Annotated in this window: 16 protein-coding genes; 14 read left to right on the plus strand and 2 right to left on the minus strand. The window is 30.8% G+C overall.

Annotated elements, in window-relative coordinates:
• Positions 1-4 precede the first annotated feature (4 nt).
• Entirely contained in the window at positions 5-901 is an 897-nt protein-coding gene (locus AANAER_RS06990) for a GGDEF domain-containing protein (RefSeq protein WP_129081583.1), read from the minus strand.
• 8 nt (positions 902-909) lie between these two features.
• Positions 910-1503: an MBL fold metallo-hydrolase gene (locus AANAER_RS06995; RefSeq protein ID WP_129081584.1), complete on the minus strand. Its 594-nt coding sequence runs from the start codon at positions 1501-1503 to the stop codon at positions 910-912.
• Between the two features lie 72 nt (positions 1504-1575).
• Here AANAER_RS06995 and AANAER_RS07000 point away from each other — a divergent pair, with 72 nt between their 5' ends.
• From AANAER_RS07000 to AANAER_RS07065, 14 genes are all read left to right on the plus strand, one after another.
• Positions 1576-2394, plus strand: a complete 819-nt coding sequence (locus AANAER_RS07000; RefSeq protein ID WP_129081585.1) for a ferritin-like domain-containing protein — start codon at positions 1576-1578, stop codon at positions 2392-2394.
• A gap of 124 nt (positions 2395-2518) precedes the next feature.
• The gene (locus AANAER_RS07005) at positions 2519-3244 is read left to right on the plus strand and encodes a GntR family transcriptional regulator (RefSeq protein WP_129081586.1); all 726 of its coding nucleotides are present in this window, start codon (positions 2519-2521) and stop codon (positions 3242-3244) included.
• 24 nt (positions 3245-3268) lie between these two features.
• Complete coding sequence (gene phnC, locus AANAER_RS07010) at positions 3269-3994, plus strand: phosphonate ABC transporter ATP-binding protein (protein ID WP_228711140.1); 726 nt, start codon at positions 3269-3271, stop codon at positions 3992-3994.
• 34 nt (positions 3995-4028) lie between these two features.
• Positions 4029-4895: a phosphonate ABC transporter substrate-binding protein gene (gene phnD, locus AANAER_RS07015; RefSeq protein WP_164969331.1), complete on the plus strand. Its 867-nt coding sequence runs from the start codon at positions 4029-4031 to the stop codon at positions 4893-4895.
• A gap of 47 nt (positions 4896-4942) precedes the next feature.
• Complete coding sequence (gene phnE, locus AANAER_RS07020; protein ID WP_129081589.1) at positions 4943-5800, plus strand: phosphonate ABC transporter, permease protein PhnE; 858 nt, start codon at positions 4943-4945, stop codon at positions 5798-5800.
• A 2-nt stretch (positions 5801-5802) separates the two neighbouring features.
• A complete protein-coding gene (locus AANAER_RS07025; protein WP_129081590.1) occupies positions 5803-6216 on the plus strand; it encodes a phosphonate C-P lyase system protein PhnG in 414 nt (137 codons plus the stop codon).
• 10 nt (positions 6217-6226) lie between these two features.
• A complete protein-coding gene (gene phnH / locus AANAER_RS07030; RefSeq protein ID WP_129081591.1) occupies positions 6227-6763 on the plus strand; it encodes a phosphonate C-P lyase system protein PhnH in 537 nt (178 codons plus the stop codon).
• Positions 6763-7827, plus strand: a complete 1065-nt coding sequence (locus tag AANAER_RS07035; RefSeq protein ID WP_129081592.1) for a carbon-phosphorus lyase complex subunit PhnI — start codon at positions 6763-6765, stop codon at positions 7825-7827. Before phnH ends, AANAER_RS07035 begins: the two co-directional genes overlap by 1 nt.
• Positions 7824-8651 (plus strand): alpha-D-ribose 1-methylphosphonate 5-phosphate C-P-lyase PhnJ, encoded by an 828-nt coding sequence (locus tag AANAER_RS07040; protein ID WP_129081593.1) that lies wholly within the window; start codon positions 7824-7826, stop codon positions 8649-8651. The genes AANAER_RS07035 and AANAER_RS07040 overlap by 4 nt, the downstream gene beginning before the upstream one ends.
• Entirely contained in the window at positions 8651-9487 is an 837-nt protein-coding gene (locus tag AANAER_RS07045; RefSeq protein WP_129081594.1) for an ATP-binding cassette domain-containing protein, read from the plus strand. The genes AANAER_RS07040 and AANAER_RS07045 overlap by 1 nt, the downstream gene beginning before the upstream one ends.
• A gap of 12 nt (positions 9488-9499) precedes the next feature.
• Positions 9500-10189, plus strand: a complete 690-nt coding sequence (gene phnL / locus AANAER_RS07050) for a phosphonate C-P lyase system protein PhnL (RefSeq protein WP_129081595.1) — start codon at positions 9500-9502, stop codon at positions 10187-10189.
• Positions 10189-11328: an alpha-D-ribose 1-methylphosphonate 5-triphosphate diphosphatase gene (locus AANAER_RS07055; protein ID WP_129081596.1), complete on the plus strand. Its 1140-nt coding sequence runs from the start codon at positions 10189-10191 to the stop codon at positions 11326-11328. Before phnL ends, AANAER_RS07055 begins: the two co-directional genes overlap by 1 nt.
• Before the next feature lie 56 nt (positions 11329-11384).
• Positions 11385-12023: an LbetaH domain-containing protein gene (locus AANAER_RS07060; RefSeq protein WP_129081597.1), complete on the plus strand. Its 639-nt coding sequence runs from the start codon at positions 11385-11387 to the stop codon at positions 12021-12023.
• A 10-nt stretch (positions 12024-12033) separates the two neighbouring features.
• Positions 12034-12564, plus strand: coding sequence for an AAA family ATPase (locus AANAER_RS07065; RefSeq protein WP_129081598.1), 531 nt, complete (start codon positions 12034-12036; stop codon positions 12562-12564).
• Positions 12565-12577 lie beyond the last annotated feature (13 nt).

A 12577-nucleotide genomic window follows, 5' to 3' on the forward strand; every position in this document is an offset into this window, starting at 1 on the left:
CACCTTAAAATAATTCAATTGTATCGTCACCTTTTTTAAATTTAAAAAGTTGACTTCTACCTCTATTTTTTGCTTCATATAAAGCAATATCCGATGATCTGAAAATCTCTTCAACTCTCTCTGCATCATCAGGATATATTGAAATTCCCATACATATCGTTTTCATAAGTGTTTGGTTATTATCTTCATCTACTATAACTTTAACATCTTTAAAGTTTTCTATAATCTTATTTGCTATCATTATAGCATTATTTTCATTTGTTATATTATGCAAGACTATTAAAAACTCGTCTGATTCTATTCTAGCAACAATATCTGATTTTCTTACTGAACTTTCCAGACTTTTTGCCAACTCTTTTAAAACTCTATCTCCTATTTCATAATTAAATTCATCAATTACGGCTTTAAAATGATCAATACCGACCTTTAAAAATGCCACTTTTTTCTGTTCTCTTTTTGATAGAGGCAACATTGTTCGTAAATACTCATTTACATATTGTCTGTTATAAAGTCCTGTTAAACTATCTTTTAAATTTGATTCATGAAGTCTAAACTCTAAATATCTGTTATATATAGTTTGGGATACTATTTTAAAAATTATTTTTATAAAATCAAAACATTCGTTTATATTTTCTGTTTCATTTTCAAAATAATGAATAAAAACACTCAAGCTGTCTTGTTTATTTAAATAGATTTCAAAACTTCTTTTTTTCAAACCCTTTACTTCTTCAAATTTTCTAAAAAGTATTTTATCTCTAAGTTTTATCTCTACTTTATTGACACACAGATTATCTTCTAAATATGAAGAGAGGTGTTCAAAGATATCTTCTATCTTCTTAACAGTTATAAGGTAATCATTTAATGCAATTATTGCTTCAAAATTATATTTATTGATATTCATATTTACTCTTATAAATAGTTCTTCCAGTTTTCCAAAGAGATTCTTTCTTGATTTAAAGAAGTTGCAGGACCGTGACCTGGATATATTCTTATATTTCTATCCCATTGTAAAACTTTGTCTATACTTCTTTTCATATCATTTGGATTTGAAAAAGGGAAATCCGTTCTTCCTATAGAACCGTTAAAAATAAAATCACCGGAAAATAAGTTGCCGTCTAATTCTATAGCAGAACATCCGGGAGTATGTCCCGGGAAAAAATGAAATTTTACTTTTATCCCGTCAAAATCAAGTTCTTCATCATGCTCTACTAGATAATCTGCACTTGAAGGAGGCATCCCAAAACCGTAGGGATCTTTTTCCAGCATAAAGTTATCGTCTTTGGGAGTATAAATTTTTATATTAAAAAGTTCACTAAGCTCTTTATTTGACCAAACATGATCAAAATGTCCGTGAGTATTTAAAATTGCAATAGGATTCTTTACATTATTCTTAACCCAAGTTGTTGCGTTTACTCCCGGATCTATAATAAACTCTTTATCATTTACTGTAACAATATAACAATTTGTTTGATATTCACCCATCGGTTGCATTTTTATACTCATTTTTCTCCTATAATTACTTTTAATTATTAATTAGTTAATATAGTATATATAATTAGAGCTGTAAGGTAGTTTATGAAATATTATAAATTGTTAGAAAATATCATTTTAGAAGAAAAATCGGGGGATAAAATCTCCAAATTCAGAAAGTTTTACAAAGAATTTTTAAAAAATAACTTAGATTTTGAAAAAAATTATTTTCCTTATAAAATGAGTGAACCTTCATACTTTAAAATATTGAAAATTGTTCCTCCTCAAAAAGTAATTAAAAGAAAATACGTAAATACAAAAGAGGGTAAAATAAATCTCCTTCACACAATAGCTCATATAGAGTATTCAGCTATTGATTTAGCTTTGGATGCCGCTTTAAGATTTGCTAATATGCCAAAAGAGTTTTATATAGATTGGTTGGAAGTTGCCGATGATGAGATTAGACACTTTGAAATGATAGAAAAACTTCTTCTTGAATTAGGCTCTTATTACGGAGAACTTGAGGTTCATACTAATCTTTTTGAAGCTATGAAAAAAACACCCGATTTAGTTTCAAGAATGGCAGTTGTTCCAAGATATTTAGAGGCAAACGGTTTAGAACAAAATCCAAAAATCATGGAAAAACTTATCTCCAATCCCGATGAATTTAATAAAAAGATATTAAAAGCATTAAATGTAATTCTAGAAGAGGAGATATTTCACGTATATAAAGGAGATAAATGGTTTAAATATGCTTGTAATTTGGAAAATTTAAATCCTGAAGAGACATATTTACAAATGCTTGAAAAGGTTTTCCCTGGAAGCAGCAGACGAAAATATGATCTAAATTTTGAAGCAAGGAAAAAAGCGGGATTTTCTTGTGAAGAGTTAAAATATCTCTCTAAAAAAGATAATTGCAACTAATCTACTTCTTTTTTCTCTATACAACTGTTTTTACTTGTATAGACAACTTGTAACTTATATGTAATTGAGCTTTCTTATACTTTCGCCATAAATCTTGTATAGACAAGAAAACAAAGGCGAAATTTTGTCAAAGAGTGTTTCAAAACCCTTATATGTAGAACTTTATGAACAGATCTTAAAAAATATAAAAGATAAAAAATACAGCTGTTGCGATAAGCTGCCTTCTGAAAATATTTTTGCAAAAGAGTTTGGGGTAAACAGGCACACTGTAAGACAAGCTTTGTCTTTATTAAAAGATGAAGGGGTGATTTATACCCTAAAGGGAAAAGGTAACTTTATCTCTAATATTCAAGTTCCTTACTCTATTTCAGAAAAAAGCTCTTTTTCCCAAAAAATTTTAGATTTGGGATATGAACCTAAAACAAAACTAATAAGTGCAGATATTATAGAACCTACAGATGATATTGCAAAAAATTTAGGTTTAAGTAAAAAATTAAAAGTAATAGAATTAAAACTTTTACGTTTTGCCAATGATTTACCTATTGCAGTTAGTTATTCATATTTTGATGCTTTTATTTATAGGGAAATAATAAATAATCTTGATATTAAACCTCTGTCTTTATATAGAGTCTTAAATAGATGTTATCCAAATATGGAAATAACAAAAATCTCTACAATTTTTGAAGCTAAGAATCCAAGTGCTGAAATAAGCGAACTTTTAATGATGCCTTCAAATACACCTGTAATTGCTGCAACAACAATTTCCAAAAATCAAAAAGGTGAATTTGTGGAGTATGGAACCTCTTATTCAAGAGCAGATGCCGTAAAAATAAAAGTAGATTTAATTTAATTAGGAGAAAAACCCGTGATAAAGATGAAAAACCTTACTTTGGGGTATAAAAAAGAGAAAATCTTAAATGATGTAAATATTAGAGTAAAAAAAGGTGAATTTATAGGAATAATCGGACCAAGCGGAGCAGGAAAATCAACTCTTCTTATGTCTATAACAGGAGGCATAAAAGTATTTAACGGAAAGTTTGAAGTTTTAGATATTGATTTGGAGAATATAAAGAAGAAAAACCTAATTAAATTAAGAGAGCAGATTGGTGTTGTTTTTCAAGGTTACAATCTAGTAGATAGACTTAGCGTACTTGATAATGTAGTAAGCGGAATGTTAAAAGATATCCCTTTGACTAGGGCTATTTTAAAACTTTATAAGAATAAGGAGTTGGAAAAAGCAAAAGAGTATATGGATATTGTTGATATTACAAAACATTCATTAAAACGGTGTGATGAACTTTCGGGAGGTCAAAGACAGCGTGTTGCAATCGCGCGTGCTTTAGCCGCTGAACCAAAGATTATATTAGCAGATGAACCTGTCTCTGCACTTGATCCAAAAAGTGCAAAAAAAGTTATGGAAGTTTTAAAAAGAGTTAACGAGGTGTATGGAGTAACGGTTATTACAAATCTTCATCATTTGGAGTATGCCAAAGAGTACTGTAACAGAATCGTAGGTGTAAACGGTGGAAGAGTAGTCTTTGACGACAACAGCGAAAAACTAACGGATAAGTTAGTAGAAAAAATCTATGCCGTAAATTAATAGGCATAAAAAATATCATAAAAGAGGAATAAAAATGAGTTTAATTAAAAAACTTACAGCGAGTGCTTTGGTTTTAGGTTTAAGTGTTTCATCTATGTTTGCACAGGAAAAATGGCCTGATAAAATTACCTTTGGTGTAATCCCTGTTGCAGGTTCAACTTCTATGAAAGAGAATTTCGGACCGCTTGCTGATTATTTGGCAAAAACTTTAGGTATAAAAGTTGAGCTTAAATTAGCAGGGGATTATACGGGAATTATTACAGGTATGCAGCATAAACATATCGATGTTGCTTATTTTGGACCAAAATCTTATGTGGAAGCGGCAAAAAGAGCCAATGCCGAAGCTTTGGTAGTTGAAGTAGACGGTGAATCTGGGCTTCCTGGGTATAATGGAACTATTATTACAAAAAAAGGAAGCAATCTTAAATCTTTGGCTGATATAAAAGGTAAAACTTGGGCATTTACCTCTTCTCAATCTACTTCGGGAACTTTAGTTCCAACTGTTATGTTTTCTAAAAAAGGTATCGACCCTAAAAAATATTTTTCAAAAGTTATCTATTCAGGAGGACATGAAGCCTCTATTTTAGCTGTTAAAGCAGGAAAAGTTGATGCAGCTTCAACTAATAATTTGGACTTTAACAGAGGTGTAGGAAAACAGTGGAGTAGAGATGATTTTAATATTATCTGGACTTCTGATTTAATTCCAGGCGCTCCGATGGCTGCAAGAAAAGATCTTCCTACATCTTTAAAAATGGCATTAAAAGGTGCTTTTGTTTCTTATAACGATAAAGAAGGACTAAAAAGACTTAAAAACAGAGGTTTTATAAAAGGTGATGACTCTGTTTATAATCCTGTAAGAGATCTTATTAAACTAAAAAATGAGCTAAAAAACAAAAAATAAAAGAATTAAAAGCAGGCTTTAAGCCTGCAAAATTTCAAGGATAGATAATGAATGTTCAAGAGTTAAAAGAGAAATCAAACCCTTTTTCTTTTACAAAGTCAATAATAATTATTATTTTACTATTGATTTTTTTTAAGAGCTGGCAAGATACGGAGATGAGTATTAGCTCACTTATTAGTGGATGGGACTATATGGTTGATTATCTATCGGGTAATCCAAATATCTCAAACAGTGGATTCTTCCCTCCAAATTTAAATAGTGAGGATTTAAAAACTTATGTATTTTCAATGCTTGAAACAATAGAAATGGCGATTATTGCTTTGGTTTTATCTGTGATTGTAGCAGTTCCATTATCATACATGAGTTCAAGAAATATTTTGGATATCTTAATTCCGGGGAAAACACCTCTTCATTTGCTTATGAAAAGAGTGATATATGGAAGTGCTACATTAATAGCAAATATTTGTAGATCTATTAATGAAATTATCTGGGCACTTATTTTCGTAAGTGCAGTCGGTCTTGGACCAATGGCAGGTATATTAGCATTAGCTGTTCATACGGCAGGAGTTTTATCCAAACTTCTAAGTGAAGGAAATGAATCTATTGATCCAGGTCCCGTTGAAGCTTTGGCAACAACAGGTGCCGGGTTTATTAAAGTTTTGGTTTACGCAGTTATTCCTCAAACTCTGCCTCATTTTGTATCAATGGCTCTTTATAGATTTGAATCAGATGTTAGAAGCGCATCAATTTTAGGATTTGTAGGTGCGGGAGGAATAGGCTTTTATCTTTTTGACAAAATGAGAGCTTTTGAAAACGGTGACGTATGTTCAATTATTATAGTAATTGTTATTACGGTTTGGTCCTTAGATAAGTTAAGTGCAATTATAAGAAAAAGGTTTATATAAAAATGAAAAGAGAAAATATTAATGATTTAGCACAGATTACTGAGTTAAAAGAGTTAAAAAAGATTTATAACAAAATAGATAAAAAATATAAAATTAAGATTTTGTCTAAACCAACTGAACAAACTCTGCTTGTTCCTGTAAAAGATCCTATTTCAGATTCAGAGTTTTATGCGGGAGAAGTTTTAGTTACATCAACTATTGTTGAAGTTGATAAAACAAAAGGGTGGTCTATGGTTATAGATTCCAATGAAGAGCTCTCTTTGTATACAGCTGTTTTAGATGCCTCTTTTGAAGCAAATATTTTTAAAGAGGAAATTAAAACTTTATTGGAAACGGCAAGAAGTAAAGAGAATAAAAAGAGTCGAAAACTAAATCAAAGAGTTAACTCAACAAGAGTCTCTTTTGATTTGATGTAAAGGTATTTTCATGGATACAATTGATTTAGAAAGATTAAACAGAGAAAATTTTAGAGTTATGATGAATGTATTATCAAAACCGGGAACTATTGAAAAAATCACTCCTGTTTTTGATTCATCTTTTTTAGCCCTTGCAAATACTCTTTTATATGCAGAAGTAAGCCACTTTTATAGAGGTATTGAAGAGTTTGAATTAATTAAAGCAATAACAAACTCAAAAGAGGATGATGAAAATAGTGCAGATTATGTTTTTTGTGATGAAATTAATAGAGAACTTTTTTCAAAAGGTAAAATAGGTACATCAAAAGATCCGGAATTCTCTTCAACTTATATATTTAAATGCAAAAATTTCAATAAAACACAAGTAAGACTAAGAGGTCCTGGAATAGATGAGATAAAAGAGACGACTCTTCCTGTAAATAAAGATTTTATCGAACTATTTAATGAAAAAAATGCAACTTTTCCTTTAGGCAATGAAATCTTTTTTATAGATGAAGATTCAAGACTTATTGCTTTGTCTAGAACCACAAAAGTGGAGGTTGTCTAATGGCTTATTATGCAATAAAAGGGGGAGAAGAAGCTATAAAAAACTCCCTTGATTTTTATAAAAAACTTACTAAAAAAGCACAAAAAATTAAAGATGAAGATTTAATTGAAGCATTTACTTTTTCTATTGATAAAGTAATAAGCGAAGGCTCCTTATATTCAAAAAAACTAGCAAGCAAAGCTATAAAAAGAAGTGCTGGAGATTTGTTAAATGCCTCATTTTTTTTAAGAGCCCATAGAAGTTCTTGCCAAAGAGTAGGACCTTGTAAAACTCTGGATGTAAATGAGATGAGGCTTCATAGAAGAATCTCTTCTGCATTTAAAGATATTGAAGGAGGGCAGCTTTTAGGTGCTTCAAATGATTATGAGATTAAGTTATTGGTTGAATTAAAAAAAGAAGAGATAAATATTGAAGATTTTGGAACTTCATCAAATATAATAAAATCAGCTCTTACTCCTTTAAGGGAAGATAATTTAATAAAAAAACTTCCAAAAGAGAAAACAACTTGGGATATTACCAGAAGTTTCCCGACTGCACCATATCCAAGAAGTGCACTTTTACAAGTTATGAGTAGAGGTGAAAGCGGAACTCTTCTTGGTTTTTCATACACATCTATGAGAGGATATGGAGATGTTCATCCAACAATTGGAGACTTAAGAGTAGGGGAACTTGATATTAAATTTACGCACCCTTTTTTAAAAAAAGAGGTAAAAGTAGGTTCCATTGAGGCAACTGCTGTTGAAAGTGTCGGTACTTTTAACAGTGATGAAAATGGAGAGACTAAATTAACAACGGGATTTGGTTTCTGTTTTGGGAAAAATGAGACAAAAGCTATATCAATGTCTATTATTGATTTGACTTTGTATAACAACTCTTATAGTGTTGGAACTGAACAGATTGTTGCAGCAGACTTTGAGATGATAATGCATCATGTGGACGGAATAGAGTCTTTTGGATTTTGCAATCACTATAAACTTCCTCATTATGTTACCTTTCAAACAGATTATCAAATATTTAAATCAGCTAAAAAATATGCGAAAGAAAAAGAGGAAAAGTTAAAATGAGATATGCATTTTTAGATGAAGAGGCAAAAAAAGAGATTAGAAGAGCTATTTTAAAAGCTATTGCAATCCCCGGATATATTGTCTCTTTTGCAAGCAGAGAGATGCCAGTTGCAAGAGGTTGGGGAACAGGAGGACTTCAAGTAACCCTTTCTCTTATAAATGAAAAAGATATTTTAAAAGTAATCGACCAAGGTTGTGACGGAAGCGTAAATGCAGTAAATATTAGAAATTTTATAAACTCCGTTACAAATGTAGAAACAACTACAAGCACAAAAGAAGCAACAATAATACAGACAAGACACAGGGTTCCTGAACTTGAATTAAATGAAAACCAAACTTTGGTTTTTCAAGTTCCAATGCCCGATATTCTTGAAACGGTTGAACCAAATACGGCAAAAGCAAAAATTATGCATGCAAATGCAGATTACTCAAAATTATGGGTTTTATTATATGAAGATACCTCTTTATACGGTGATTCAAGAATCTCTAACAGATACCCTGTAATTGTAAATAAAAGATATGCTATGGACCCAAGTCCAATACCCAAATATGATACTTTGAAACTGAATAATTGTAAAGCTTTACAACTATTTGGAGCAGGAAGAGAGAAAAAAATATATGCAATTCCTCCATATACAAAAGTTAAACCTTTGAAATTTGAAGATAGAGAGTTTAATATTGAAAATTTTGAAGGCAAAGTTTGTGAAAAATGCGGAAGCAGTAACAGTTTTATTGATGAAGTTTATGATGATGAAGGAAAAGTTCACTACTACTGCAATGATACGGATTTTTGTGATTGTAATTTAAAAGAAGGAGAAGAGTGATGGTTCTTGATTTAAAAAATGTATCAAAAATATTCGGTAACTCTTGTCCTAATTGTTTAACAAACACAGGAGCTAATTTTAACAGCTCTATTTGCCCCTCTTGTAAAAGCGTAGTTGGAGTAAACAGTGTAAATTTAAACTTAAAAAAAGGGGAAGTTTTAGGAATAGTAGGAGAAAGCGGTAGCGGAAAATCGACTCTTTTGCAGCTTATTTACCAAGATCAAAAAGCTACAAGCGGAGAGATATTTGTAAAAGATTTTATTGGTAAAAACGGAGATAGAAAAAATATCTTAGATGCAAATCTAAATGAATTATCATTTTTGCGAAACTCTTTAATGTCAATGATTTATCAAAATCCTAGATTAGGACTTAATTATAACTTTTCAGCTGGTGGAAACATTGCCCAAAAAGTTATTATGAGTGGAAATAAAAAATATGATGAGATTAGACAAAAAGCTCTGTATTTTTTAGAAAAAACAGAGATTCCTATAAGTAGAATTGATGATTATCCAGAATATTTTTCAGGTGGGCAACAGCAAAGAATTCAGATATCAAAAGCTTTGTCCTCAAGTCCAAAAATACTTCTTCTTGATGAACCTACAACAGGTTTAGACCTGTCTGTACAGGCAAAAATTCTTGATTTAATCAAAGAGTTGCAGCATGAAATAGGTTTTGCTATGGTTGTTGTTTCCCATGATTTGGGAGTAATCAAACATTTAACAGATATTACAGTTGTAATGAAAAACGGACAAATAGTTGAACAAGGATTAACTGACCAGATTTTGGAAGATCCACAGCATCCTTATACACAACTTCTTGTCTCATCAATACTTTAAAGGTTGTTTTAAATGCTTAGATTAGAAGTAAAAAATTTAAATAAAAACTTTACTATCCATACTCAAGGGGGTATGAAAGTAAAAGGTTTTGAAAATATCAATTTTAGTGTAAAAAACGGAGAGTTTTTATCTCTGTTTGGACCAAGCGGTGCAGGGAAATCTTCTATTTTAAAAACACTTTTTAGAACCTACAATACAACCAAAGGAGAGATTCTTTTTCATAGAGACAATAAAGAGATAGTCGATATTTCAAAAGCAAGCGAAAGTGAAATTTTAGAGCTTAGACATGCAGAAATAGGTTATGTATCACAGTTTTTACAAGTTTTGCCAAGAGTTAGTGCCGTAGATGTTGTTGCCCAACAGCTTATTTTTAAAGGGGAAGAGCAAACATCTTCAAGACAAAAAGCAAAAGAGATGCTTGCTTATCTCTCTATAAAAGAGGAGCTTTTTGACCTCTCTCCTTTAACTTTTTCAGGGGGAGAACAGCAAAGGGTAAATATAGCAAAAGGGATTATTGCTCCAAAATCATTACTTCTGCTTGATGAACCGACTGCTTCATTGGATAAAAACAACACTATGAAAGTTGTAGAGAAACTAAAAGAGCTAAAAAAACAAGGGGTTGCAATGATTGGAATATTCCATGACCTTGAAGCTATGGAGATGATAAGCGACAATATTTATAAATTAAAGAGAGTAAATTAATGGAAACGATTTTAAGAAGTAAAAACGTACTTATAAACGAAAATTTTATTCCTGCTGATGTAGTTATTACAGGAAGAGTTATTGATAGAATTGATGAATACGGTAAAAACAGTATTGCCGTTGATTTAGGTGATAAAAAGATTGTTCCGGGTATTGTTGATTTACATTCAGATGCAATTGAAAAAGAGATAGAACCAAGACCAAATGCAACTTTCCCTCTACAATTAGCTGTAGCAGAACTTGATAAAAAACTCTCAATGGCAGGTGTTACGACAATGTTTCATGCAATAGGCTTTGAAGAGAATCCTAAAAAAAGGAGATCAGTAGATTTTGCAATAAAACAGATTGAAGAGATATATGATGCAAATTTAAATCATCTGGGAGTAGATAATTTTATCCATGCTAGATTTGAATTAAGTTCAAGTGAGGCAGTAAATCCATTAAAAGAGGTTATTTCAAAAGGTATGGTAAAACTTCTGTCTCTAATGGATCACTCACCTGGACAAGGACAATTTAAATCTTTGGACTCATTTAAGAACTATTACGGAAAATATTACGGCTTGGATGAAGAGGATATAAAAGCGGTTATTGATAAAAAGATGAATAAAAATGAAGAGAAAATCAAAGAGCTAATAGAGTTTGCAAAAGAGCATAAGCTTACTATGTTAAGCCATGATGATGATTGTGTAGAGAAGCTTGATACGCTTTTAAACTTAGGAGTTAAAATCTCAGAATTCCCTTTAAGTTTGGAGGTCGCAAAATATGCCGTCAATAAAGGCGTAGCAACTGGAATGGGTGCGCCAAATATTGTAAGAGGAGGTAGTCAAAGCGGAAATATAGCAGCAATTGATTTAGTTAAAGAAGGAGTTTGTAAATATCTTTGTTCAGATTATCACCCAACTTCTATGCTTCAAGCTGTTTATAGAATGCAAGAAGATACTTCTTTGGATTTGGCAAAAGGTTTTTCAATGATTACTTCAACTCCCGCAAAATATGCAAATTTACACGATAGAGGAAAGCTTAAAGCAGGAAAAATTGCTGATATTATAGTCATAGATGATTCTTTTATTCCAAAAGTTATTTTAACGCTAAAAGAGGGTGAATCAATTTATAACGGTATTAGAGGGTTTAAACTTTAAGGAGAAAGAAATGGTAACAATTTATAGAAGTATTTTACATTTGAAAGTTAGATATAATGACAAAAATAGATAAGTTAAATACAGATTTAGAGATAAAATTAGGAGAAAAGCCTTTTATTGATCCAAGTGCAAAAATCTTAAACTCCTCTTTTGGAAAATATACTCAAATAGGAGAGTTTACAAATATCTCAAATACCGTTTTAGATGATTATTCATATATTAGTGAATACTCCCAAGTAGATAATACAGAGATAGGAAAATTTGCAAATATAGCATCAAATGTTAGGATAAATCCCGGTTTTCATCCTTATGAAATGCCTTGTCAGCATCATATGTTATATAGAAAAAAGATGTATGGTTTCGGAGAAAACGATGAAGCTTTTTTTAACTATAGAGAGGTTCAAAAAGTGCACATAGGACATGATGTTTGGATAGGACAGGCAGCTGTTATTATGCCATCAGTTAAGATTGGAAACGGTGCAATTATAGGTTCAAATGCTGTTGTAACAAAAGATGTTCCACCTTTTGCCATTGTTGCAGGAGTAAGTGCAAAAATCTTGAAATATAGATTTACAAAAGATATAATAAAAAGAATAGAAGAGATAAGTTGGTGGGATTGGAGCCATGAAGAGCTTTATAAAAGGCTTGATGATTTAAAAGATATTAGAAAATTTGTTTACAAATACTCAAAATAGGGAGTCTATTATGGATACTAAAATAGTTTTAATAATCGGACCAAGCGGAGCAGGGAAAGATACTCTTATAAAAGAGGCAAAAAAAGAGTTTAAAGAAAAAATAAACTTTGTAAAAAGGTATATTACAAGAGAGTCTGACGTAAATGAAAGCAATTATTATATTGATGAATATGCTTTTGAAATCCTAAGACACAACAGTTATTTTGCTTCAAGTTGGAATGCTCACGGAAATTTTTACGGTATCCCTAAAAGATTTATAAAAAACGGAATCAATTTAATATCAATATCCAGAGGAAGAATAAAAGATTTTGAAAACTTGTATGATAAAGTTTATACCATAAATATAACACTTCCAAAAGAGATTTTAAAGCAAAGACTTTTAAAACGAGGAAGAGAAAATAAAGAAGATATAGAAAAAAGAGTTCAAAGAGAGTATGAAAAAATAGAAGCCAAAAATTTAATTGAATTTGATAATTTGGCTTCTATAGAAGACTCAAAGAAAAACTTTATCTCTTTGCTTAAAAGAATTGAAAATGAGTAGCTTGAAATAGGAT

Source organism: Halarcobacter anaerophilus (assembly GCF_006459125.1).
Classification (GTDB): domain Bacteria; phylum Campylobacterota; class Campylobacteria; order Campylobacterales; family Arcobacteraceae; genus Halarcobacter; species Halarcobacter anaerophilus.